Below are 24,899 nucleotides of genomic sequence, written 5' to 3' on the forward strand. Positions count from 1 at the left end.
ACGCAGCGTCGGCCACCTCGCGGCATCATGCTCTCCGCCTCCGTCCGTCTTTTTCCACGTGCCACCGGCTACCCGCTACGTGCTGTTTTACTGATCACTGATCACGCGTTACTGTTTTTTCCTCTAATCTCCAATCCCTAATGTCTCTTTCTTGCCATATGCGATGTGTCATTTTTCATTCTTATGATATCATATATTTGTGCTCGAAGAATTTTACAAAGGAGAATCTCGATGAGGGTTTTAATAGTTACGCAACATTATCCGCCCGATCTCGGCGCTTCGGCTTTCAGACTTAAGGCTCTTTCAGATGAACTGACGAAAAGGGATCACGATGTGACGGTACTGACCGCAACGCCTAACCGTTATTCTTCTCTAAAAACATCAGAAGAACTTTCCGGAAAAGAAAAAATCGTAAGAATAACCGTTAAAACAGGAAACGATTCTGCGCTTGCCCAGATATGGAGGCAGGCAGACTTTTATCTGAAGATGAAAAGTAAAGCGAAAAAGTTATGCAACGAAAGCCGTTTTGACGTCGGAATAGTATCAAGTCCTCCATTTCTTATAGGCGTCGCCGGCATCTCCCTCAAAAAAAAGGTCAAGAAACTCATATTAGAGGTGAGAGATCTGTGGCCGGATACGATCGTTGAACTTGGAAGGGCAAAAGCATCAAATCCCATCATAAAGGTAATGAAACACTACGAAAAAAGCATGTACGTTGCAGCCGACAAAATAGTCACGGTTCTTCCTTTCATGAACGACAACATATCATCAAAAGGCATAGATCGTGGGAAACTCGTCACCTTTTCTAACGGACTTGATGGCTACCTGCTCAAAGAGATAACGGATTGGAGCGAAAAAAAGGATGCCGCGAGACAATCTCTTTCCATCGAAAAAGACGAATTTCTCGTTTCATACATAGGCAACGTTGGACTCGGTCAAAATCTTGCCGTCCTCGTTGATGCGGCAAAAGCGCTGAAAAATATCCAGTTCATGATAGTCGGAGATGGTTCTGACAAAGAAAGACTGATGACTTTATCGAAAGGGATAGAAAACATTCATTTTGTTCCGCCGGTTCCGAGAGATCGTGTACCGATTTATTATTCCGCAAGCGATGTGCTTTTCATACACCTTGCAAAAAGCGATCTTTTCGCAGACTCGCTTCCTTCGAAAACCTTTGAATATGCCGTCGCAAACAGACCCGTTGTATACGGTCTTGACGGACTTTCGGCCGAAATACTTGACAAATCGAAGTCAGGCATAAGGGTTCACAGAGAAAACGTCGGCGAGATCGTTGATTCGATCAAAAAGATAAAAGAAAATTACGATTTCTACCAAAAAAACGCAACTGAAGGAAAAGATTACGTTATTCAAAATTACCTCAGAGAAGGAATTGTCAAAAGATACGTTGACTTCCTCGAAAAGTTAGACTGAACGCGGTTTGACTCTCAAAGTCTTAAAATTTTTGTATGTTACAAATCCAGGTTTTGCACCTTTAGGCTTTGATACGTATTTAACGTAAGTGTAGTCCACGCTTGCCCAGAGATCGTTGCGATATTTTGAATGACCGGCCGCAAATGATGCCGCAAGTTCTATAACGTCATCAGAAGGCTCTCTTTTGCCGGTTACAAGTATGACGTGAGATCCCGGTACTTCCCTTGCGTGAAACCACAGATCATCAGGAGAGGCCGATCGCGTTATTCTGTCATTCTGAATGTTGTTTTTGCCAATTATGATCTTGAAATCTTTTACATCGTATTCTATGGGTTTCGACTCTTTCTGAATCTTTTGTTTTTTCCTGACCGGTATGTATTTGAAGATTGAAAGTTCTTTTTCTATCTCGTCGAGTTCCGCGTTTTCAGAGATATTTTCTATTTCGTATTCAATTTCTTGAAGGTACGATATCCTTTTTTGAATCGTTTCTTCTCTTTTCACGATGCCATCGTGTTTGTTCTTAAGGCGCGTGTAAATGGAGAAGAAATGCTGGGCGTTTTTCGATACGTCTATCTTGGGATCGAGATTCACGATCACGGTTTTATTTGTTTCCCAGTCTAAAACTTCGACTCTTTGTGATTTTTTGGGAAGTTCATGCAAATGTGCCATCAAAAGTTCGCCGTATTTTCTGAATTCTTCGGCGTTATCAGATTCTTTCAATTCCTGCCTTACTTTTCTTAGGATCTCGGCATTTTTGTCTATGAGACTTTTAACACTTTTCGAGAGCCTTTCTTTTTTTAAAATCGGTGATTCTTCTTTCGTGCCTGAAAGCAATTTTTCTATCGCTTCAGAAGCACTCTCAAAAGTCTTGAATTCGCCGTAAGGTTCGAAAGCGTATATATCCTTCGGCATTTCGCCGTCGAAAGAAAGATAAACATGCGTATCATCAAGATTTTTCACCATTTTTCTTATCAATTCAACAATTCTGTCAATTTCGTCGACCTTCAAAGAGGTAATTTCGGTGTCAAAACTCAAATTTGCGATTTTTGCCACTTCAATGGCGGTTTTCTTTGAAAATCCTCTTACCTTTGATACAAGAAATTGATCGAGACGGCCGGCAGCGTTCAGGAAGAGATTTTCATCGACCTTCCATGGTTCTATTCTATCTTCATCTGGCAGGACATAATTGACGCCGGGTAAAATCGTTCTTTTAACGGATGAAACATTCTTAAAGGCCGAAATAACCTTACCATCTTTCACAAGGATGATATTTCCGAAACTTCCCATGACCTCATGGTAAAGTTCGAAGATCTCCTTTTCACCTATAAGATTTTTCACTTCGAATTCAAATTTAACGATTCTATCGAAATCAACCTGGCTTACTCTCAAAAGGATCGATCCCTTCAATTTTGCCCTCATAAGAGAAACAAAACTCGATGGATTAACATCTTTTTCGACAAATATTTTTGTGAATCTGAAATTAGGCCATCCGCCGACATCGATCATAAGGTCTCTCTTGTTCAAAGAAAGCACAATCGAATGGCCTGTTGCGTCGTATATTCCGGTGAGGTAAACCGGAGTTTCTACCTCTTTTACGATCTTGGCCACCAAAAATGAATCGTAAGGCATTTACATCCACCTTTGCTTTAAAACGATTTTTTTATACCATCTCACGAAATATTCCACAAACCTCTCGTAAAGCAAAAGGCCTAAAATTCCCAGCGCTACCAGATAAACGGAATATTTGCCCACATTCAAATTCAAAAGGTAAGTTATGACAAAATAAGACAAAAAGGCAAGACCGAAAAGCAAAACAAAATGAAATGCTATCCTTAATATTTTCCTGCTTTTAAAAAGATCTCTCAACAGAGAATAGGGGCCGAAAAGCAATATGAAAATCATCGTGGATATTCTGAGAGGAAAGATCAAAAACACAACAGCGGAAATCACGGCATAAGAGATTATTCCGGCTCTTTTCCCAAATTGATCGGTTAGGGCAATGAGAGGAAGAGAGGAAAAGATCAACAAAAAAAGATCATCACCGAATATCGCGGAAGATGAAACGAGAATAATCGAAAGTGCGGAATAAATCGATCCAAAGGCTATATCTCTCGCCTTCAAATTAAATTCCTCCCATGCAATGACAGCATATATCCGTACAGGCAAGCGCAGCGCAGCAACTCAGACATGCTCCCGCTTCATCGTTCATGCCGCCACCCTGGGCAGGACCGTTCATCGTCGGATTGTAATTTCTTCTCGAAGTTCTCAGAAATTCTTTGTAAACATCATCATATTCCTTGTTATCGGGTTTCGCTTCATGGGCATATTTGAGATAGGTTCCGGCTTTATCGTACCACCCCTGTCTGAGATATATAAGGCCGCTCAAAAAGTACCATTCTGGATTTGATTTGTCTGAAACTCTGACGAGTAAATCTTCAGCGCCATAATAATCTCCCGCATCTATTTTCTGCCTTGCCTGTTGAAAAAAGGATTGATCTTCATTTGAGGCGTTTGATACGTCGTAAGAAGGATTATCAAGATGATCCAAAAGATATTTGTAAGCCTCATTTACCTCTTTGATCTTTTCTTCGGCAAGTGCTTTCATATCCGGATTGTCTCTGAATTTATCAGGATGATATTTTTTTATGAGTTCTCTGTAAGCATCCCTTATTTCTTCTTTAGTTGCATTTCTACCTACACCAAGTACCTCGTATGGATCTTTCAATTTTTCATCATCCTTTTGTCGAGAATTTTCGTAGATGTTCCGGGCAGCCCATAAAAAATCACATTTTCCACCAAATTTCTGTTAATCGAAGGGTCGATTTTAAGATTTTCGTACTCTTGCTGTATTCTTTGTACCAAAAAATCGATGGGTGCCTTTTCTTTCTCTCTTATTTTAGCAAAAAAGTCCGGATCATCAAAGTTAGATCCATATTTTACTAAGAATGGATTGTAATTTTTCTTTTTGAAATCTTCTTCAAGATCATCAAGCGCATCTATGAGATATACCCATCTTCCCATGAGATATATCATGTTAGACGCCCTTTTGAGATTTGAAAGAGAAGTTGCCATGGCCTCTGAAAGTTTACCGAAAAGATCGGCAACTTCTTGAGGATCCGATTCTTCCGAAATTTCTGAAAACAGAATTCTATCGGTGTATGGTTTGGAAATTCTAAAAAATTCGTCGTTGGATTTGAAATGAAACAAGAAAAAGGAAAGTACATGCGTAAATCCCTTTGAATCTCTTTTGAAATCGTCTATCTTCAAATCAGAGAAAAACTTGGATATCTCCATTCCAAACCGAATATCTTCGCTTTTAACGATGCGCTTTTTTTGAAATGGGGGCAAAGGACATCTTGCATGATCGAATTGACATTGCTTTCCCGATAAAACGTCGCTCAGAATGACGAAAAAAGTCGAATCATAACTCAGCAGAAGGCGGGAAACAGGTCCATATTTTTTTGACAAACCGGTACATATGCCACAATAATAAGCGTTGTAAAGTTTAAGTTCTCTAACTTTAAGTTCGTTTACATCAGGCTTTAGATACCCTATCATTTACCATCTACAACATAGATGTTGTAAAATCCATTCTTCAGCATTTGATTTGCTATTGAAACGGCATCCTGACCTGAAATAACGTACTTCAAAAACGGATCGGCGTTTTTAGGTGGATAAGAATCTATTTTCTTTGACAGAGGATCATTTTTGAGTATGTAATTAGCCTGATCATTTGTGAGTTCGATTATGGAAGACGTACCCACGAAATTGCTGTTTCCCTTTGAGAACGTGTTAAAATCGATATTTTTGGCGTAATCTCCCAGTGCGATGTACTGAAGTACTTTTAAAAAGTCAGAAGCACCAAGATAACCTGGCAAATAAGTTATCGGAGTACCGGCGGACGTAAAAAAGAAAAGCGTCGGAGTGCCTTTAACCCCGAATCCCTGAAAGAGTTGTGTGTAAGTGTAGGTATTACCCTGAAAATTTGCGGTATCGTTGGTTTCGTAAATTTCACCGATCACGAAATTATTTGACAGCATATGCTGAACGTCGAGATTTGAGAGCGTATCGCTTTTTAGTTTGTTGCAATAAAAGCAATTCGGATCCGAAAAAACTATTATCGCATCTTTTTGCTCATACTTTGATAAAGTCATAACCGTGTTAAAGTTGTTGAGCAATACATTGTTTAACGAATAGGCAAAAACACTTAAACCGATAAGAGACAGCAACAAAAGCACGAGAATTTTCTTCATTTTAACCTCCTCTGTTAACTTAGAAGTGCAAGTTTACCAAAAATCATCAAAAAGCCAAAAATTATAAGCACTATTCCGCCAGTCACGTTTATCCATCTTTGATATTTGACGAGAAAAGCAACGATTCTGTTCACCACCTGAATCAATACAGATGCCAATATGAGAGGAATGACAAGGCCCAAAGAAAAAATGGAAAGTAAAGTTCCGCCCGATAAAGTGTTTCCCGTCGCAGCCATCGTGAGAATGGTTCCAAGCGCCGGACCTATGCAAGGTGTCCATGCAAAGGCAGTTACAATTCCAAAAAGAAAGGCACTCCAGAAACTATCCACATTTCTTTTGAAAGGTATGTAAATGCCCTTTTCAAAAAAAGGCAACGTGAAAAGACCCGTGTAACTTAACCCAAAGATCACGACGAGAATACCTCCTATTATCTCGACGTACCTCTTGTACGTGATCAAAAAAACGCCAAAAGTACCGCTTGCGAGACCAAGCAGGATGAAAATAACCGAAAGGCCTATTGAAAATGCAACCGCTTTGTAAATTGCCGCGCTTCTTCCACGTGAAGAAACAAGAAAAGCCAAAAAACCGGGTAAAATGGGAAAAATACATGGAGAAAAGAAACTTAAAATTCCTCCAACAAATGCACCCCAGTAAGAGATTTGTGCCGTTACGGTGATTGGAGACAAATTAACCCTCCTGTACGATTGGTTTAAGTATATTATACCCTATATGGGGTATGGCAAGAAAGAGACATTAGGGATTGGAGATTAGGAAAAAATCAGCATATGGCGAATAGCCTATGGCAAAAACAGTGACGGGTAACGCGTGATCGGCAGAACAGCACGTAGCGGGTGGCTGGTGGCGCGTGGAAAAAATGGTGACGCGTGATCGGTAACGAGTGACGCATTGAAAAAGACGGACGGAGGCGGAGAGCATGATGCCGCGAGGTGGCCTCCGCAGCAACGCGAGGACCAGACACCGAAGGGCGAATGCTGGAGCCGACGCACAAAAAAAGCACGTAGCGGTTAGCCGGTGGCGAGTGAAAAAAAACAGTAACGGGTAACGCGTGACGCGTGATCGGCAAAACAGCGCATGAGAAAAATCGGTATGATAACTTAAAAGAATTTTGTGATAAAATTGAATAAGTGCTTCAGGAGGTAAAAGATGGACGATTTTGAGATGCTTGTGGATACTATAAAAGCCCAGATTGATAAAGTTAAAGACCTTGATGAAGTGGAAAAAATCAGGGTTGCAACTCTTGGTAAAAACGGGAATATCACTTCGTTGATGAAGAAAATTTCAACTCTTCCGCCAGAAGAAAGGGCGAATTTCGGTAAAAAAGTGAACGATTTGAAAATGAAGATCGAAAATTTGCTTTCTGAAAAGACATCCGTTCTTAAAGCGGAGGCCCTTAAATCAAAATCTTTAGAAAGATCGATAGACCTGACGATCCCGGGACCTTTAAGATCTGTCGGAAAAATTCACGTCATAAATCACGTTATAAACGAGTGCGTTGACGTTTTTTCAAAAATGGGTTTCAACGTCGTGGAGGGCCCAGAGATAGAAAACGTCTATTACAACTTTGAGGCGCTCAATACCCCTCAATGGCATCCAGCAAGAGATCTTCACGATACATTTTACATCTCGGAAACACTTTTGCTCAGAACCCATACCTCTCCAGTTCAAATAAGAACGATGGAAAATCAAAAGCCGCCGATCAGAATTATCTCTGCCGGACGTGTTTACAGAAACGATTATGATGCCACCCATCTTCCTTCTTTTTTTCAAATGGAAGGACTTGCGATAGACAGAAACATCTCAATAGCAGATCTCAAAGGAACTCTCGAGAGTGCAATAAGAACTTTGCTTGGTCAGGACAAGATCGTAAGATTCAGGCCGCATTATTTCCCTTTCACCGAACCGAGCGTTGAAGTTGATGTTTCATTTGCCGGAAAAAAAGAATGGCTTGAAGTGCTCGGTGCCGGCATGGTTCATCCCAACGTTTTAAGAAATGTTGGATTTGATCCGGAGAAATGGCAGGGATTTGCCTTCGGAATGGGCATCGAAAGAATCGCGATGCTTAAGTACGGCATAAACGACATAAGAGAATTTCCGAGAAATTATCTTAAATTTCTGAGATTATTTTGATGAAAAGGTGATTTGCTTGAAACTATCCGTTGAATGGTTAAAAGATTACGTGGATATAGATGGTGATATTCAAAAACTTTCCGATGATCTCACGATGTCGGGAAGTGAGGTTGAAGAGATAGAGAAACCTTTTGAAAAGATAAAAGGTGTCATATCTGCCAAAATTATCGATGTCAAACCACATCCGAATGCCGATAATCTGAACGTTTGCAAAGTAAGCGATGGATCGAAGACTTACACAATCGTAACGTCTGACAAAAGTCTTAAAATCAACGATTTTGTCGCCTTTGGCCCCGCCGATTTGGCCACCGATGTTGACGGCAAGATCGTGAGATCCGTTGATATGAGAGGAATCAAGACGGACGGCATGCTTTTTTCTCTGGAAGAACTTGGCCTTGAATCCCATTCAAGCCGGGTCTTCAGGTTTGAAAAACCCGCTCCAATGGGAGAGGACATCGTGAAGATCTTCGATCTTGATCAAACGGTTTTTGAAATTGAAATAACTCCGAATAGACCTGACTGTCTCTCTCACATCGGACTTGCGCGTGAAGTTGCAACCGTTAACAGAAAAACTTTGAAAATACCCGAAGTAAAGGTTGATATCCCGCAAGGCAACGTTTCGATCTCGATAGAATCAAAGGCGTGTTTGAGATATCTCGCCGTGAAAATAGATGGAATAGCCGTAAAAGATTCACCTTTATGGCTCAAAAAAAGACTTGCTTCCGTTGGACTGAGGGCCATAAACAACATAGCGGATATCACGAATTACGTCATGATGGAAACAGGCCATCCCGTCCATGCTTTCGATTTTGACAAAATACCTTCATCTAAAATTGTGGTCAAAAACGCAAAAGGTGGAGAAAAATTCACCGCTCTCAATTCAAAAACATACACGCTCGAAGGCGGAGAGATTTTGATAACGGATGGAAATCAAATCTTGGCGCTTGCGGGTGTAATAGGCGGAAAAGATTCCGGAATAACTCAATCGACGAAAAGTATATTGATAGAAGTCGCAACCTTTGATCCCGTAAGAACGAGAAAGACATCAAAAGGGCTCAACCTCTCGACGGATGCCTCGTACAGGTTTGAAAGGGGCGTCGATCCGAATGACTCCCTCTACGTTGCAAAAAGAATCGTTGAGATGATACTCTCTTTAAGCGGCGGAAAAGTTGCGGGTATGGCAGATCTTTACCCCAATGTAGTCAAGCCCTCCGTGGTAAAACTTTCGAACAAAAAATTGTCCTCTTACATGTCTTTTACACCGGATCCTCAAGAAGTATCGTATATCTTCAACGCACTTGAAATGAAGGTTTCAAAAGATAAAAACGACTGGACAGTCGAAGTGCCAACCTTCAGGCAGGACATAAGCCAGGATGTCGATCTTATAGAAGAATTCGCAAGAATACACGGTTTTGACAATGTCTCCGCTGTCATGTCGATGCCATTCATTCAAGGAGACAAAAACGCATGGTGGGATTTCAAAAATAAAATGAGATTTCTTTCGACCTCTCTGGGATATTTCGAAAATGTCAATTATGCCTTTTCAGATCCGAAGGCAACAAAACTTTTCGGCAACACATTCAAAGAAAGTCCCGAACTTTTAAATCCCGTTTCTCCTGAAATGTCAATCATGAGGCCATCTCTTTTGATAAACCTGATCGATGCGCTCGCTTACAACGTCAAACATCAGGAAAGCGATGTGAAGTTTTTCGAAATCGGAAAGGTATTCGAAGAAAATCACGAATCCGAAAAGATCGCCTTTGTCTCAACCGGAAAAATTGAACCTTTAGACTACACTGACAAAAGAATGGAAAGCCTTCTGAATTTCAAAGGAGATTTAGAAACAATCGCAAATTACTTTCATCTCGATCTTGACTTTACAAATGTCGAACTCGCGGGCTTTACGGCCGGCCGGTGCGGAAAAATCGTTTTGGGTGGAGAAATAATAGGCTTAATAGGCGAACTCGCAGAAGATGTGACAGATTTTTTTGATCTCGATCTTCCCATTTACGCCTGTGAGTTCGATCTTGAAAAGATGTTTAAGGCAATTCAAATTTTCGAATACAAATCTGCCTCACAATATCCTGTTTCGTTTAAAGACCTTTCCATGTTCGTTCAAAAAGGAAAAATTCAGGCCTCGGAAATAATAAAAATTGCCAGAACTTCTTCTGAATACGTCAGAGATGTCAGAGTTATCGATTTTTACACCGGAAAAGGCGTACCTTCGGAATCTTACAGCATAACTATAAGGATAACTTACGGTTCAATGGACAGAACACTTTTGGATTATGAAATAGACGGTTCATTCTCAAAGTTAATGGAACTTCTCGAAGCACAGGGAATAACCCTAAGAAAGGTAAGATGAAAATGGAAAGCGCGGATCTTTTGGTACTTAATTTTGCACGAGGACTTGCAAGAGAAGTAGGACTTTTGGCGAAAAAGAGGATTGGAAATTTAGGATGGACGCACACCAAAAGCGGATTTTACGACATCGTGACGGATGCCGATCTTGAAGTTGAAAAAGTCGTCAAATCGGAAATATCGAATGTTTTCCCCGGAGATTCGATACTCGGTGAAGAAACGGGCGAAACAAAAACATCATCAAACGGAAGAGTTTGGATCGTCGATCCCATAGATGGTACGACAAATTTTTCAAAAGGAATTCCTCATTTTTGTGTCTCAATCGGACTTGTGGTTGATGGAACTCCCCGTGTTGGAGTCGTTTACGATCCTTACATGGATGAACTCTACGAGGCAGTCAAAGACAATGGTGCTTTCATGAACGGCGAACCTATAAACGTGAGCAAAACATCAGAACTCAAAGAGGCCGTGCTAAACACGGGATATCAATACAGCGCGGCCGAATACAGAGACATCGTGCTTAAAAATTACGTTGCTTTCTTTGGCAAGGTTCGTGCCATAAGGGTCTTCGGAAGCGCCGTGCTCGATCAGTGCTACGTGGCTAACGGAAGGATCGATGGCTTTTGGGAATACAACCTGAAACCGTGGGATGTGGCTGCAGGATCTTTAATAGCAAAAGAAGCCGGCGCCACAGTCGTAGGCATAGGAGAAGATTTCTCTGTCTACGGAAAAACGATCCTTGTTACAAATTCATCGCTCGTTGACAAAGTACTTGAAATAATAAACAGATAAATATATTGGCATATGGCCAATAGCCTATGGCAAAAACAAAATAATGACGAGTAATCGGTAAAACAGCGTGTAACTCGTAGCGGGTAGCATGTGGAAAAAAACGGTGACGGGTAACGCGTGATCAGTAACGAGTAAGCAGCAAAAGGCGATTTCTTGTCAAGCAAGAAACGACGGACTGGCTGCGAATGCGAGAACCGAGATTTGGAATCTAAAGTCATTTCAATATAAAAGATAAGTTCATTAACACAAAGGAGGGAGCAATTTGTACACGATGCTTGTTCATGGCGGTGCTGGAAGCATACCGGAAGATAAAGCCCAGGCACATCTCGAAGGTGCCAAAGAGGCTGTAAAGGCGGGAGCGGAAATTTTGAAGTCAGGTGGTAGTGCCATGGATGCCGTTGAGGCAGCCATAAAAGTTATGGAAGACAACCCAACTTTTAACTCTGGCACAGGATCGGTTTTGACCTTTGAAGGAGAAGTCGAAATGGACGCTGCCATCGCTTACGGTCCGAATTTGGATTTCGGAGCGGTCGCCGGAGTTAAAAATATACGCCATCCCATAAGTCTTGCAAGACTTGTCATGGAAAAAACAGATCATGTGTTGCTGGCGGGTCAAGGAGCCAATGATTTTGCCAAATTGATGGGTTTTGAGTATCACGATCCCGTAACACCGCAGAGAAAAGCGCAATGGGAAAAGTATCGCCAGGAATTCATGAACGGTAATTACAAAGACTGGCCGAAATTGAGAGAACTTTTTAAAGAACATCCCGAGTTTCTTCATGGCACCGTTGGCGCCGTTGCAATCGATTCTCATGGCGAAACGGCGGCAGCAACATCAACGGGCGGTGTCTTTCTCAAATTACTCGGCAGAGTCGGAGACACACCGATACCCGGTGCCGGCACGTATGCCACCATTGAAGGTGCGGCTTCATCAACAGGACTCGGAGAGGGTATGATGCGGATACTTTTCACAAAAACGGCCTTGGACTTTTTAAGAGATGGCCTTGACGCCCAGCATGCAGCCGAAGCGGCGATAAACTACCTTGACAATTTTGTTGGTACGGATGCAGGGATAATAATCGTTGATAGAAACGGTAACGTCGGAATACATCATAACACGCCCAACATGACGTGGGCTTACCTGAAAGATGGAATGAATGAGATAAGTTGTGGAATATAAACCAAAGGGCACGTAAGTGCCCTTTGACTTTTACAGATTAACGCGCTAAACTTGAAATTCACATTTCAGAAAGAAATTCCGAAAGTTTTCGAAACGCCTTTGCCCGATGGCTTATTTTGTTTTTTTCTTCTCGTGAAAGTTCTGCCATGCTTTTTTCGTATCCGTAAGGGATGAAGATGGGATCGTAGCCAAATCCATTTTTTCCGTGTGCCTCGAAAGCGATTTTACCTTCTATTACACCTTTGAAAACATGAGGCTTTTGATCGTAATAAACCGCCACGCAAGAAAAACGCGCCCCGCGTTCGTCTGCTTTCATGTCTTTCATCATCTCGAGAATTTTAGCGTTTTTAACGGAATAATCCACGCCTTCCATGAATCTCGCCGATTTTACGCCCGGAAAATTGTCAAGTGCGTATATCTCAAGACCCGAATCATCGGCAACGGCAGGACCGTAAAGATCGTAGGCTGCCTTCGCCTTTTTTATGGCATTTTCTTCAAAAGTTTCTCCATCTTCTTCAACTTCTATTTTTTTAACAACCCATTCGATGTCAAGATCGATTATTTCAAAAATTTCCCGCACTTTATTCGGATTTGAAGTGGACAGGATGACCTTCAATCCTCATCATCCTCTTCATCTTCATCATCTATAAAATCCTGAGACTCGGTGTTTCTGGTTTTTTTAGCAGACTTGCGCTTATTTGTCCTTTTCTTTTCTGACTTTTCTTCCATCTTGGATATTCTTTCTATTTCCTTCACGACAAGGTAATTAATGCTTCCCTTTTCGTAATTCATCTTTCCGTCCATCTTTCCCGCTTTTTTACCTGTCGCTATTTCCAAAGCCTCGTCGACATTTCTGACAGTCCATATATGAAATTTGCCCGCCTTTACAGATTCGATTATCTCCGGATCGAGAACGAGATCATCCACGTTAGATGCGGGTATTATAACCCCTTGATCTCCTGTAAGCCCTTTGATCTTGCACACCTTGAAAAAGCCTTCTATTTTGTAAGGAATGCCTCCAACTGGCTGCACTTCTCCATTTTGGTTTATAGATCCTGTTATTGCGAGAGATTGTTTTAGCGGAATTTTTGAAATAGCCGAGATAATAGACAGCGTTTCCGCAACCGAGGCACTATCTCCTTCTATCGTCGAATAAGTTTGCTCAAAACTAACCGTAGCCGCAAAAGAGAGCGGGTGCTTTGTCGTGTACTTTGCGCTAAGGTAGTTCGAAATTATCAAAACGGCTTTTGTGAATATCTTGCCGGACATGTTGGATTCTCTTTGTATGTCTATAACTCCGGTGTCGCTTAAATGCGTTTTTGCCGTTATCCTCACAGGCATTCCAAACGGGTAATCTCCGCCTTCTATTACCGTAAGTCCATTGACCTGCCCCACCTTTTCGCCGGTCGTATCTATCATTATCTCGTTGTTTTTGAAATACTCAAGCATCCGATCCGCTTCAAGTGAAAGACGTAACTCCATTGCCTTCAAAGCCTCTTTGACCGACTGGGCATCTATCTTTTTCTTCTTCAACTCTCTCGCTTTATGATCGCTCTCGACGAGGATGGCGGTTATCCTGTTTGCCTGAGTTGAAATCTTCGTTCTTCTTTCTATCAGACGCATGCCGGTTCTTATGATTTCTTTTATGCCGCTTTCGTCTACGTGAAGTAAGTTTCTTTTGTCTATGACCGATCTTAAAAGTTGAAGGTAATATTCCACACCGTCAGATGACAGATCTATTTCCCAATCGAAAGGCGCCTTTATCTTAAAAAATTTTCTGAAGTCAGCATCGTACTGGTAAAGCAAATCGTAAATCCAGGGCTCGCCAACCATGATGATTTTTACATTTGCTGGTATCGGCTCGGGATTTAAAGTGACCGTTATGCCGTAACCGAGGTATTCCTGTATATTCTCTATTTTCAATGTGCCGCTGTTTATAAGCCTTTTTGTCGCATCCCACGACAATTCCGATCTGAAAAGGTCTTCCGCATTGAGAATCATGAACCCGCCGTTTGCCCTGTGGAATGCACCGGATCTGATGAATTTGAAATCGGTCTGCAAAGTGCCCATTGTAGCGTAATACTCTACCTTTCCGAAAAGATTGGCGTAAGTTGGATTTAATTCTTCAACGACAGGCGCTCCATGGACTTTCGAATTGTCTATCACAACGTTGATATCGTATCTGGCCATGAACTTGTCTTTATCGGTTTGGTCATTCCTTAACACCTCGAGATTGTCGAGAATGTCTTTCCTCACCAACTTAAGAAAATCAACGATATCGGAATTTTCTTTGAATTTTTCGTTGAGTTCTTCAAAAATCGGATCTATTGCGAATTTCGCTATTTCTTCGTCAAGTTTGTCCATCTTATCTTTAAATTCGTTTTCAAGCACACGCGATTTGTGAAGGGTTCCATCGACGAGTTTTTTCAGTTTTATGACATTTTCTTCGTAAAATTTCTTTTGATCCGGATTCAAACGGTCGAATTCTTCTTGGCTCAGAGGTTTTCCGTTGAGTACCGGAACTGTCATTATGCCCGTCGGTCCAACCTGAACGGCAAAACCCAACTCCGATGATTTCTTGCTCAAACTATCCCAAAGTTCTTTTCTCTTCGATGCGTACTTTCCTTCAAGATCGCTCTTTCTTTTCGCGTAATCGTTGCTTTCAAATGCCCTTTTTACGGATTCCAAAACCTCTTTTTTCATCTTTGACATCGCATCTTTGAATCTTTGCGCGTTGCCCGGTTCAAAAGAGAGAGCGCGTGGCGCGAAAGCATTTGAAAAGTTATAAACATAAGCCCAATCTTTCGGAACCGGCATTTCAGAGACTATCTGACTCAGAAACTCTCTGACGAACGTGTGACGGCCGCTTCCGGTAGGCCCTGCAACAAAAATGTTGTAATTTTTGTTATCAAGTTTCACGGCATCTTTTAAAGCCTCGTAAGCCCTCGATTGATGATCAAACTTCACTTTTATCTTCACGTCTTTAGTCGATTTCGGCAGATTAAGATTTGAAAGATCAATCTCTATCTCATTGGCTTTCAACTCTTTCATAAATTACCTCCTTGCGAAAAATTTGTCACAGGTACAGTTTAAAGAAAATAGCCGGTTCCCCGGCTTCTGGTTGGGAGAGGAGGATTCGAACCTCCACCGGCGGATCCAGAGTCCGCAGTCCTACCGTTAGACGATCTCCCATTGCTAATCACAAAGATATACTAAATCCCTTTTAAAAGTGAATATAAATTCCCAATTGGTTCTGCGCTCCGGCATTCGCCTTTCGGTGTCTGTCCTCGCTGCGCAGCGTCGGCCACCTCGACGCATCATGCCTTCCGCGCTATTATTCTTTTACCGTATTTAAAACTAATCAGGTATATTGTAGCACAGAATCTTTAAAAGATTCAAGTGGTTGAATCGATGTGTCCAAAATGTGTTATGATTTTAGGAAAGAAAAAGTTTTTTTGGAGGTATGGAATGGAGAATTCGGAAATCGATCTTGAAAAATACATTCAGGCGGTAAAAATGGCCATAGAAAAGGCTCCTTTGAGAGCGGAAGACAGCGTCGATCTTTCGGATATATGGGTCATAACATCTCTTCCCGTAGATCTCATAATGGAATGTTTGAAAAGGCCGGAGATGAAATTGCCATCGACGGTGAGCAAGATAATCTTTAATAAAAAAGTTGTTCTTAAAAATTCCGATTATTTGAATAATCCACAAGGAGAGTGATATTTTTGGATACCATCGTTATAAATGGGACCTTTGTGAACAGTTACAACCAGATAATATCAAGTCCGTACTTCAAGCGTTTTATGAAAGAATACTTGGAAAAACTTGAAAAGAAAGGCAATTTCCCGAAGATTTTGAAGACATTCAAGAAAAAAACTTACAGATATCAGGAATTGTTGAGTTTTATCTACACGCTTACCTTAAAGCCCATCGAAGATATGGACGAAGTCTCGAGAATCGAACTTTACGATTTCGTCGAAGGCTTTTACGATTTCTGGAGAGAAAAACACAGGTTTATAGTCAAAAGAGAGAGATTTTCCAAAGACATAAACGAAAGAAACGGCATCCTCAAATCGGCAATATATCTGGGAGACGAATTTGAAAACACGGTCAGAAATCTTTACAGAGATCTCGAATTCAACATATCTTTGAAGACCCAAAAGGTTTTCAGACAACTTCCGAGTGGGGCACAGGTTATATTCATAACTGACAAAATGAGAGCACCCGTTAAGAAAAGGATGAATTACGAGTGGATGTACACCGTGCCGTTCATATGGAACAGCATAATCGAACCGCCGGCGATATTTCACACCAAATCGAACAAAAGAACGGGCGTCTTTCCGGTTGTAAAGTCCAAATTCCTCGACAAAGTCGATCTTGAAGGCGCAGGATGGTATGCCATCCCGATACACGTCGGAAAATTGCTCCTCTACGTTTATTTCAATTACAAATATCTCGCCCATGCGGCCGGACTTGCGAATCTTTTTGACATAGGAGATCCCAACGATCCACAAAAGCCGGATGGAATAGTTATCTTTGGTCTTCCGATAGATCAGGTCGGCAAAGAGTACAAAGACGGCGTGATATACGAAGACGAAATATACACGGGCGTTATACCCGATCTTGACGAAAATGATTATTTCGGGTACGCAAAAAAGATGATCCTGACAGTTCACAACCTCATAATGATAGACAGGGGAAAATTGCCAATTCACGGATCGTTGGCATCGATAAAACTCAAAAACGGAAAATCCGCCAATGCGATGTTTGTCGGAGACAGTGGGGCTGGCAAATCAGAAACATTGTACGCCCTTGGAAATCTCGACGAAGTCGAATCCGTAAACATACTCATCGATGACATGGGATCTTTGAGCATAGAAAACGATAAAGTGGTGGCATACGGCACAGAAGTTGGCGCTTTCGTGAGACTTGACGATCTTCCTCCGGGCTACGCTTACTCGACACTGGACAGAAGCATTTTCATGAATCCGGATCAGACGAATGCGCGCGTCATAGTGCCGTTTGACAATTACGAAGAAATAATAACACCGATAAAAATAGATTTCTTCCTTTACGCCAACAACTACACCGCCGTTGATTCGGATGACGAAAGAATTCTCTTTTTCAAAGACGTCAAAAGTGCGCTTGAAGTATTCTCTGCCGGAGCAAGAATGGCAAAAGGTACAACCTCTGAAAAAGGTCTTTCCTTCTCCTACTTCGCAAATCCGTTCGGAGCGGTGCAAAGAAAATCAGTTCACGAGAAGTTAGCGGAAAAATACGTTGAAAAGATGTTCGAAAGCGGCGTAAAGGTCGGAGAGATAAGGACGATGTTAGGCGTGAGCGGATACGAAAAAGAAGGGACCGCTATGGCGGCTCATGCACTTCTGGAAAGTATATGAACGCGATCTTCAAGATCGCGTTCATTCGATGAAAATCAATTTTTTTTGATTTTCATCTCCAAAAGATCGAGTGTTTCTTTTGTCATAGGCTTTTGAAAGAGATCTATGTTTTCTTTTATGAATCTCTCGGGTAATTCCCACCATCTTATGGATAAAAGTCTTTCTATCACATCTTCTTCGAACCTGTACCTTATCACATGTGCCGGAACACCGACGACAATGGCAAAGGGAGGAACATCTTTTGTCACAACAGCGCTTGATCCGACGATGGCACCGTCTCCGATCTTGACACCTGGCATCACAACGACATTGCATCCTATCCACACATCGTTGCCTATCTCGATTCTTTTGATCTGAGTGTCAAAAACAGGTTCATCTGAAAATTTGTTTATCATCAGATGAGTTGAAAGATAATTGATGGGATGCATATCCGGACCGATGGTTACATTCCATGAAATTGAACAAAAATTCCCGATCGAGGCATTCTGGATGATCGTGCGTTGTCCTATGTAAGAATACAGGCCTATTTTAGAGTTCGTAACACTGCTGTTGGAGCCTATATACACATCATCTGACAAAATCGAAGTTGACGAAATAACCGTGTTGCTTCCGATGAAAACATGGTCACCCCAAATTTTTCTTCTTCTTAACATCAGATATTTAAAACTCATCTGGATCTTCTGGGGGAGTATTTTTTTGAAATAAATCAAAGCACTTTCCCGGTTGTTTTTATGGATTCTTTCCATAGAGATCACGACCATAACTCAGATTAAAATTGCGGGTGCTTTGATCAGGTAGGATTGAAAAGCGCTTGCTTTTAACCTCTTTAACGAAGTAAAAACCGAAAAACAGACAAATGAATAATAAAAATGTTAATGGCATCACAACCACCTCCAAAAATGATATATTGAAAATTATTATATACCACTTTTGAAATCATTCCACATCATATGTCACTATTTTGTTTTTTCCATGCACCATCTGCCTGTGCCACCCGCCACGTGCTGCTTTTCTTTGACACTCAGGTTTTATATTGTTGTTCGGAGACTTCGTAGATACCCCAGAATTTCTCCCTTTCGTTTTTCGTATCCTTTTTAAGGTACATAATTTTATCTGCATGGCGTAAAAGCACATCGAATGAATTATTGTCTTTTGGATACAGTGTAAATCCGGCACTTATTTTTATGTTTGCTTTTTCACCTCCGACTTTAAAGGGTTCGGTCAGCGATTGTTCAAAACGTTTCATAAGAATATCGATATCTTCCTCTGCCTTTACCATGATCACCATTACAAATTCATCTCCGCCTATTCTTCCTATGAAATCTTCTCCCCTCAGAAGAGACTTGATTCTTTGTCCGAACTGTATTAAAAGATAATCACCTGCTGCGTGGCCGTATGTGTCATTTACAAGTTTGAAATCATCTATGTCTATCATTCCCACAGCCATGTATTTCTTTTCCCTTTTTGCCCGGGCTATAACGTCTTCAATCCTATCCATTATTCCCGTACGGTTAAGCAGGCCTGTAAGGGCATCATGGGTGGCAAGATATTGGCTTTCGTATAATTTGGATAATATCTCTGACCTTGCATCAATGTTTTCAAGGGCATCTCCTAAAAGCCTTGCAAAGATCTCGGCAAGTGCTTTTACGTCATCTTCGAAGAAATTCTCTATTTTTGAAAGCGCATCGATTACGCCGTAAAATATCCCGTTTCGAAATATAGGAATTGAAATGCTGCTCTTCCATCCCTGCGTTTCATAAATTTCATTCATCAACGATTTCACATCGGGAGTTAAAGTAGAGTTTAGAATACTTTGACGGGATCCTACGTAAGTTTTTTGATCTTTAAAATCCATCTCCAAAACCTGAATATCGTCTGGAAGTTGACTCTGTGCTTTCAATACTATCTCTTTGGCATTTCCGGAAAGAAATTTATATCTTAAGACTTTTTTATCATTCGGAATGGCTATTCCCACGAAATCAAAAAGCCCCGTTTCTGTCATCCTGTCACATACGCTTTGTAAAAGCACCTCTTCGTTCTTTACGTTGAGCATGGTATTTTCAACAAGCATTATGCTGTCGTACATTCTTTTAAGGATTTCAAATCTGCTTTTTTGTTCTGTGAGTGCTTTTATTTGCGCTTGTTGATCTGACGATAAAGTCTGGATCCTTTTTTCATATCTGACAGATAGTTTATAGAATAAATAGATTATAATCACAACGAAGATCCACACCAGTAAAATGTAAATCATATTTTTGTACCACAAAGCCATAACACTTGACTGGGATATTTGCGCAACGCTAAAACCTTCTATCGAAGAAACAGGCTCGATCCATGAATATTTATCGTCCAATTTTACGTATCCGGCATTTAAATGTTTATCAATCGGTTTAAAGTCGTAAGAATTTTTGGATGCCCATAACGGCATTCCATCCGATCGTATGACGCATAAAGATAATCCATTTTGATTTATCAAATGAGTACTTTGAGCCCATTTTTCAAGGAGTGACTCTAAATCCACATCCATTACAAGAATTGCGACAACTTTGCCGCTTTCTGTGATTCTGTATCCGACAGGCAAAAGCCTTGGAGTATCCGTTGATACTGTACCGAGACCAAGACTTTTTTGGCCGAAGTAAAGGTCTGAAAGTTTTACCTTCGGAGCATTTTGAGTTGCGCCTATCAGCAAACCGTCAGGATTTAAAACTTCGACGCTTTTTATGTCCGGTGCTAAATTTATCGTGAAATTCGAAAGGATGTAATTTAAGTTCGAAGAATTTTCGAGTAAATCTGGGCTTTGGAGAATTTTATTGTTGAAAGCCGTTCCGGCCGTCTTATAATATCCCATGAATTCATCCATTCCTATTGACAAAAGCATGGATTGATCTTTTACCGTATCTATCGCATCCGTCCTAATCGACGAATATCGAAAATAGGCTATCAAAATGACGATTGCCGTTATGATTATAAGTCCTAATATGTACCTTACCTTTACAGGCGATTTTCCGATCATAATCGTTCAATAATTTTGAGCACCAAAAGTCCATCCTTTTTGAAAGACTCTATCACATGCTTTAACGACATCCGCGTCGTAAAGAATCCCCGCATTTTTGTTTATCTCATCCAAAGCCGCTTCTATCCCAAGCGCCGCCCTGTATGGTCTGTGAGATTCCATAGCCTCGACAACATCCGCGACCGCTAAAATCTTGCCGCCTATTACCATTTCGTTTCCTTTGATTCCGAATGGATATCCGCTGCCATTTATCCTTTCGTGGTGCTGTCTTACCATTATCGCTATCTCTTGAAAATCTGTTATACGATTTAATATCTGGTAGCCTTCTTCGACATGATCTTTTATGAGTTCGAATTCTGTCTTTTTAAGTTTTGAAGGCTTCGTAAGTATATCAAGAGGGATGCTTATCTTTCCTATATCGTGAAGCAGGCCTGCAATCTCTATCGATTTTATCTCAATATCGCTTAAGCCCATCTCTTTTGCAATAGCAACGGCTAACTTGCTCACCCGCCTTTGATGACCTGCGGTATATGGATCTTTAACCTCTACCATGTCTGACAGGGCAACCACAAGCGCATCAACAAGAGAATTTATCTTAAATTCCATTCTTCGAATGCCTGAGAGATCCGTTGCAATGGCAACGTAAGACAAATTCGTCGGATCTGCGTTGTAAAAGACAGATAGCATGACAGGATAAGTTGTGCCGTCTTTCCTTCTGTGCACAGTTTCAAACTGGACGTAATCTTTTTCGTGGTGTCTTAAAGGTTCTAACATTTCTTTAAGTTGATCAAAGGTGAATTCAGGCTTTATGTCAGAAACATTCATTTTTTTCATCTCGTCAAGCGTGTATCCCAATCTTTTCAAAGCACTCGAATTTACAAGTTTGAATTTTAAAGTATCGGGATCTATAAGATGAACTCCTTCTGACATTTTCTGAACTACATTTCCAAATGTCAAAGCGTCCGATCGATTCAATATCCTGTCTATCCCGACTCCGAGATCTCCTGCGAGTTCTTTCAAAAGTGCAATTTGATCAGAATCTTCAAAAACTCCTTCCATGGCACAAACAAAAAGGGTTGCGTAAGTCTTATCGCTTGATTTTATCTTTACACATGCGGGTTTTGAATCGGGATGAATGGGACATTTGTAATCTATAAGTTGTAAATCGTCTGCGCATTTATCAAGGTTGATCCTTCCGGATTCAATGCTTTCTTTTATAACTGAGCAACAATCTCCTGCACAGTAAATCTTTCCATTGTAATCAAGTGCAACTCCATGGTAGAATTTTGCGCTCTCTAAATCTTCGCAAAAACCTTCGAGTAAAGGCTCGAGTTTGTCCTCTTTGGCAATCCTCTGGTTTGCCATCCTTATACTTTTGAGCATTTCGTTAAGAGTCTCCGTTCTCTTTCTTGTTCTTATAGAGGATATCCCGTATGCTAAATCTCCGGCGAGTTCTTCAAAAAGTTTCTGCTCTATCTGAGTAAATGCACCTACGCGTTTTGAGTATATTCCTACCGTGCCTATGATTTTGTCATCTACTTTTATCGGCACGGCCATGTTAGCCTTAAGACCTGTTTCGTTTATTATCTCTCTGTAAGGATCGTAATCTTTCTCGTAAGTGACATCGTTGTAGATATGAGTTTGTCCATCTTTCAGTGCCCGACCTGATGCGCCTGAAGCGTGTCTTGGATCGTCCGGTGCAATCACTATCTTGTCCGAATAAGGCTTTAAAATGCCACTCGTGATTTCTAAATTGAGCCGGTTGCCTTTAAGAAGTCCTATGAATGCACTGTCGAATTTGCCTACATTAACCACGGTATCGCATATATCCCTGGCAAGTATTTTTTCATCATTAGACCGAAGCAATACTTGATTGCACTCGCTAAGCATTTTAAAATACTTTTCAAGATTGTCCATTAACACGCCTCCTTGACATAAGCAGATTTAAAAAATGCTGAGTTCATCGAAAATCACCTTTGACAATTTCAATGCGCTCCCGTCTCGAACGCGGAATGACGGGGAAAATCCCTAATGTCTTTTTTTTACCATGCGCCATATGCCATCTCCCCGTGCCACCCGCCATGTGCTGTTTTACTGATCACGCATCACTGTACCTCATATCGCTTCCAATATATCTTTATCAAGACCTTTAAGCGTTTTTAAGAACTCTATTCTTTCCAATCTCAGATTTTTCATCTTTTCTTTGTATTCATCGCGCGAATAAAAGTTTTGAATATCAAAACGCTTTATATCCTCACCTTTTATCTCTTTCGGCACTTCAAATCCGACATCAGGATCGTACTCAAATTTTATTTCGTCTCTGAGCGCCTTTTCAACAAACATGAAAGTATCCTGCGGCTTTATCTTAAGTCCATTCCATCCTCCGATATATCCGGTGTTTACTATGAAGGCTTTGAATGTTTTTCCTTGAAGTGCTCTTTTGAATGTGTTTACCTCTTTTGCGGGATCGTTTATTATAAACGGATTAAATCCGACGGTTCTAACCGGCTGGCCTGCTCTTTGAGGATCGTCGGCGCTTGTTATCGTCGATTCCCCAAGCGCAAAAATAGCGGCCGCTTTTTCAACGCTGTCAATTTTGAGGATTGGAGGAAGATCGTCACGGCGGGTGTTAAAAAATAGCACGTCGACCTTTCCCATCCTGTAAGATTTGGAATTGAAAGGTATCTTGTCCCTTTCAACTATCGCACGTCCATTCGTGCTTATACTGGAGTTGTCAAAATCTATCTCTCCTCTTTCATTTACATAAACATTTTCGAGAATGGATCCTACATTCTTGGCAGCGTTCATCAAAAGCGGTTGAGAGGTTATGCCTTCGGTTTTGACGTAGAAATTTTTTTCCGATCCCCATGCGAAAAGATTTTGATCTATGAAGTTTATATCATCTTGAATTATCTCTATCGACTCAGGTGCTTTTAAGTCGTGAGTGGCGCAAACAAGCGTCGTTTTGCCCGTTCCGCTTAACCCGAAGATCAAAACACCGATGTGCTTCATCTGGGAATCAATTTTAAGATTGTAAGCCTTACTTCCGGCGTGCAACCCAAGAGCACCGTGTTTTTCTCGCGCAACGTACATGGCAAGCCTCAATGCTGCCATCTTTGTCTCTCCGTAATAATCACTTCCCAAAATCAATTCAAGACCTTCTTTTGGAAAAACAAGGATCTTCCTTTCTGGATATTCAGGAATCGTTATAACATCCACCTGCTCTATTTCTTCTCCGTTGACCTCAAAAAGATTTTTCTTGAACATGTAGGCAAGTTGCGGATATTTGGCACTTACGAATAGCCTTGATCGAAATGTCAGTTCGGATCCTTCACCTATTCGCGTGTCCACTTTGATCATATCGTTGTTCATTATGAAGTTTTGCACATCCTTGAGATATTTTTGCGCTTCCGGATCGTCTATCTCGTAATTCTTTGTGAACTTTGCGCTTCTTGATTTAACCTTGGGATAAAAAAGTGGCAATCCTGAATTATTTGGAACAGAATACTCTTTGGACATCTCCCACAACTCGCACAAACTCGGATTAAACCTGTCATTTGCCTTCATCGGTACTTCCATATATCTGTCTATTACCGATTTAGTGATTTCCGTCATCGTCATTACCTCCTCGTTGTTCTATTTGAATATATTATACCAATATTATAACAGTTAAGGGCTAAATTTTGCATCTTATTCAGAAAAAAGATCTAATGTCTAATGCCTCTTTATCGCTATATGCCATATCCTATGCGCTGATTTATTGCTATGCGCCACTTTTGTGCGTCGGCTCCAGCATTCGCCCTTCGGTGTCTGGTCCTCGCTACGCTGCGGAGGCCACCTCGCGGCATCATGCTCTCCGCCTCCGTCCGTCTTTTCAACGCGTCACGTGTTACTGATCACGCGTTACTGTTTTTGCAACGTGCTGTTTTGCCGATTACGCGTCACCCGTCACTGATTACTGTTTTTCGTAAAAAACAATGCCAAACATTTAACTTTTATTTACAGAATATTTAACTTTATATACACAGGCATTTGATAGACTATAATGTATTAAAGTATATCTGCGAAAGAAGGTGTGAGAGTGAAAGGCAAAAATGGTTTTGCATTGGTTATGGTCATAATTCTCATCGCTTTCTTATCGATAGTGGCAATAGGTCTTGTCGCTTTATGGCAGGGAGCCGTTAATCAACTTGTCCAGCAGGAATCTTCCATGCAGGCATATTATCTTGCCAGAAGCGGGGCTGCGGCACTCGCAACGTGGATAATAAATAATTCTACTTCTTCTACATTGACAAATATCTTAAATAAACGATCATCAC

At 41.1% G+C, this 24,899-nt stretch carries 20 protein-coding genes and 1 tRNA gene; 8 read left to right on the plus strand and 13 right to left on the minus strand.

Annotated features, from left to right (window positions below; genetic code table 11):
* Window positions 1-231: 231 nt before the first annotated feature.
* On the plus strand, window positions 232-1,431 hold the full coding sequence (locus tag ACP5NR_RS07870) for a glycosyltransferase family 4 protein (RefSeq protein WP_428005364.1): 1,200 nt from the start codon (window positions 232-234) through the stop codon (window positions 1,429-1,431).
* Here ACP5NR_RS07870 and ACP5NR_RS07875 read toward each other — a convergent pair.
* Genes ACP5NR_RS07875 through ACP5NR_RS07900 form a run of 6 tightly spaced genes read right to left on the minus strand, consistent with a single transcriptional unit; the run spans window position 1,423 to window position 6,370 of the window.
* Window positions 1,423-3,060: an Rqc2 family fibronectin-binding protein gene (locus ACP5NR_RS07875; RefSeq protein WP_428005365.1), complete on the minus strand. Its 1,638-nt coding sequence runs from the start codon at window positions 3,058-3,060 to the stop codon at window positions 1,423-1,425. The genes ACP5NR_RS07870 and ACP5NR_RS07875 overlap by 9 nt on opposite strands.
* On the minus strand, window positions 3,061-3,552 hold the full coding sequence (locus ACP5NR_RS07880; protein WP_428005366.1) for a hypothetical protein: 492 nt from the start codon (window positions 3,550-3,552) through the stop codon (window positions 3,061-3,063). It lies immediately after the preceding gene.
* A 1-nt stretch (window position 3,553) separates the two neighbouring features.
* Window positions 3,554-4,156, minus strand: coding sequence for a J domain-containing protein (locus ACP5NR_RS07885; RefSeq protein ID WP_428005367.1), 603 nt, complete (start codon window positions 4,154-4,156; stop codon window positions 3,554-3,556).
* Window positions 4,153-4,989 carry a DUF5685 family protein gene (locus ACP5NR_RS07890; RefSeq protein ID WP_428005368.1) on the minus strand — a complete coding sequence of 279 codons (837 nt, stop codon included), beginning with the start codon at window positions 4,987-4,989 and terminating at the stop codon, window positions 4,153-4,155. The genes ACP5NR_RS07885 and ACP5NR_RS07890 overlap by 4 nt, the downstream gene beginning before the upstream one ends.
* Window positions 4,986-5,684 (minus strand): thioredoxin family protein, encoded by a 699-nt coding sequence (locus tag ACP5NR_RS07895; protein ID WP_428005369.1) that lies wholly within the window; start codon window positions 5,682-5,684, stop codon window positions 4,986-4,988. The genes ACP5NR_RS07890 and ACP5NR_RS07895 overlap by 4 nt, the downstream gene beginning before the upstream one ends.
* A gap of 14 nt (window positions 5,685-5,698) precedes the next feature.
* The gene (locus ACP5NR_RS07900; RefSeq protein ID WP_428005370.1) at window positions 5,699-6,370 is read right to left on the minus strand and encodes a cytochrome c biogenesis CcdA family protein; all 672 of its coding nucleotides are present in this window, start codon (window positions 6,368-6,370) and stop codon (window positions 5,699-5,701) included.
* 478 nt (window positions 6,371-6,848) lie between these two features.
* Between ACP5NR_RS07900 and pheS the strand changes: the two genes are divergently transcribed.
* The 4 genes from pheS to ACP5NR_RS07920 all read left to right on the plus strand — a co-directional run bounded on the left by pheS (window position 6,849) and on the right by ACP5NR_RS07920 (window position 12,165).
* Entirely contained in the window at window positions 6,849-7,832 is a 984-nt protein-coding gene (gene pheS, locus ACP5NR_RS07905; RefSeq protein ID WP_428005371.1) for a phenylalanine--tRNA ligase subunit alpha, read from the plus strand.
* Between the two features lie 16 nt (window positions 7,833-7,848).
* Window positions 7,849-10,197 carry a phenylalanine--tRNA ligase subunit beta gene (gene pheT, locus ACP5NR_RS07910; protein ID WP_428005372.1) on the plus strand — a complete coding sequence of 783 codons (2,349 nt, stop codon included), beginning with the start codon at window positions 7,849-7,851 and terminating at the stop codon, window positions 10,195-10,197.
* On the plus strand, window positions 10,194-10,985 hold the full coding sequence (locus tag ACP5NR_RS07915; protein ID WP_428005373.1) for an inositol monophosphatase family protein: 792 nt from the start codon (window positions 10,194-10,196) through the stop codon (window positions 10,983-10,985). Before pheT ends, ACP5NR_RS07915 begins: the two co-directional genes overlap by 4 nt.
* Window positions 10,986-11,247: 262 nt before the next feature.
* Window positions 11,248-12,165: an isoaspartyl peptidase/L-asparaginase family protein gene (locus ACP5NR_RS07920; RefSeq protein ID WP_428005374.1), complete on the plus strand. Its 918-nt coding sequence runs from the start codon at window positions 11,248-11,250 to the stop codon at window positions 12,163-12,165.
* Between the two features lie 58 nt (window positions 12,166-12,223).
* Here the strand turns inward: ACP5NR_RS07920 and rdgB are convergent, their stop codons facing one another.
* From rdgB to ACP5NR_RS07935, 3 genes are all read right to left on the minus strand, one after another.
* On the minus strand, window positions 12,224-12,781 hold the full coding sequence (rdgB, locus tag ACP5NR_RS07925) for an RdgB/HAM1 family non-canonical purine NTP pyrophosphatase (RefSeq protein ID WP_428006242.1): 558 nt from the start codon (window positions 12,779-12,781) through the stop codon (window positions 12,224-12,226).
* Complete coding sequence (locus ACP5NR_RS07930) at window positions 12,778-15,216, minus strand: Lon protease family protein (RefSeq protein WP_428006243.1); 2,439 nt, start codon at window positions 15,214-15,216, stop codon at window positions 12,778-12,780. Before ACP5NR_RS07930 ends, rdgB begins: the two co-directional genes overlap by 4 nt.
* A 67-nt stretch (window positions 15,217-15,283) precedes the next feature.
* Window positions 15,284-15,357: transfer RNA gene (locus ACP5NR_RS07935), tRNA-Gln, on the minus strand.
* A gap of 276 nt (window positions 15,358-15,633) precedes the next feature.
* Between ACP5NR_RS07935 and ACP5NR_RS07940 the strand changes: the two genes are divergently transcribed.
* Together ACP5NR_RS07940 and ACP5NR_RS07945 are read left to right on the plus strand one after the other, a co-directional pair.
* Complete coding sequence (locus tag ACP5NR_RS07940; RefSeq protein ID WP_428005633.1) at window positions 15,634-15,888, plus strand: hypothetical protein; 255 nt, start codon at window positions 15,634-15,636, stop codon at window positions 15,886-15,888.
* Window positions 15,885-17,567, plus strand: a complete 1,683-nt coding sequence (locus ACP5NR_RS07945) for a hypothetical protein (protein WP_428006244.1) — start codon at window positions 15,885-15,887, stop codon at window positions 17,565-17,567. The genes ACP5NR_RS07940 and ACP5NR_RS07945 overlap by 4 nt, the downstream gene beginning before the upstream one ends.
* Before the next feature lie 35 nt (window positions 17,568-17,602).
* Here the strand turns inward: ACP5NR_RS07945 and ACP5NR_RS07950 are convergent, their stop codons facing one another.
* The 4 genes from ACP5NR_RS07950 to ACP5NR_RS07965 form a co-directional block, all read right to left on the minus strand.
* Window positions 17,603-18,313, minus strand: coding sequence for a CatB-related O-acetyltransferase (locus ACP5NR_RS07950; RefSeq protein ID WP_428006245.1), 711 nt, complete (start codon window positions 18,311-18,313; stop codon window positions 17,603-17,605).
* Between the two features lie 275 nt (window positions 18,314-18,588).
* On the minus strand, window positions 18,589-20,580 hold the full coding sequence (locus ACP5NR_RS07955; RefSeq protein ID WP_428006246.1) for a sensor domain-containing diguanylate cyclase: 1,992 nt from the start codon (window positions 20,578-20,580) through the stop codon (window positions 18,589-18,591).
* Window positions 20,581-20,586: 6 nt separating this feature from the next.
* A complete protein-coding gene (locus tag ACP5NR_RS07960; RefSeq protein WP_428006247.1) occupies window positions 20,587-22,497 on the minus strand; it encodes an HD domain-containing phosphohydrolase in 1,911 nt (636 codons plus the stop codon).
* Between the two features lie 198 nt (window positions 22,498-22,695).
* Window positions 22,696-24,195, minus strand: a complete 1,500-nt coding sequence (locus ACP5NR_RS07965; RefSeq protein WP_428006248.1) for a phosphoenolpyruvate carboxykinase — start codon at window positions 24,193-24,195, stop codon at window positions 22,696-22,698.
* 466 nt (window positions 24,196-24,661) lie between these two features.
* On the opposite strand from ACP5NR_RS07965, the gene ACP5NR_RS07970 reads away from it, so the two are divergent.
* On the plus strand, window positions 24,662-24,899 hold a 238-nt coding region (locus ACP5NR_RS07970), incomplete at its 3' end, for a hypothetical protein (protein ID WP_428006249.1).

It is taken from the genome of Athalassotoga sp. (assembly GCF_049965695.1).
Classification (GTDB): domain Bacteria; phylum Thermotogota; class Thermotogae; order Mesoaciditogales; family Mesoaciditogaceae; genus Athalassotoga.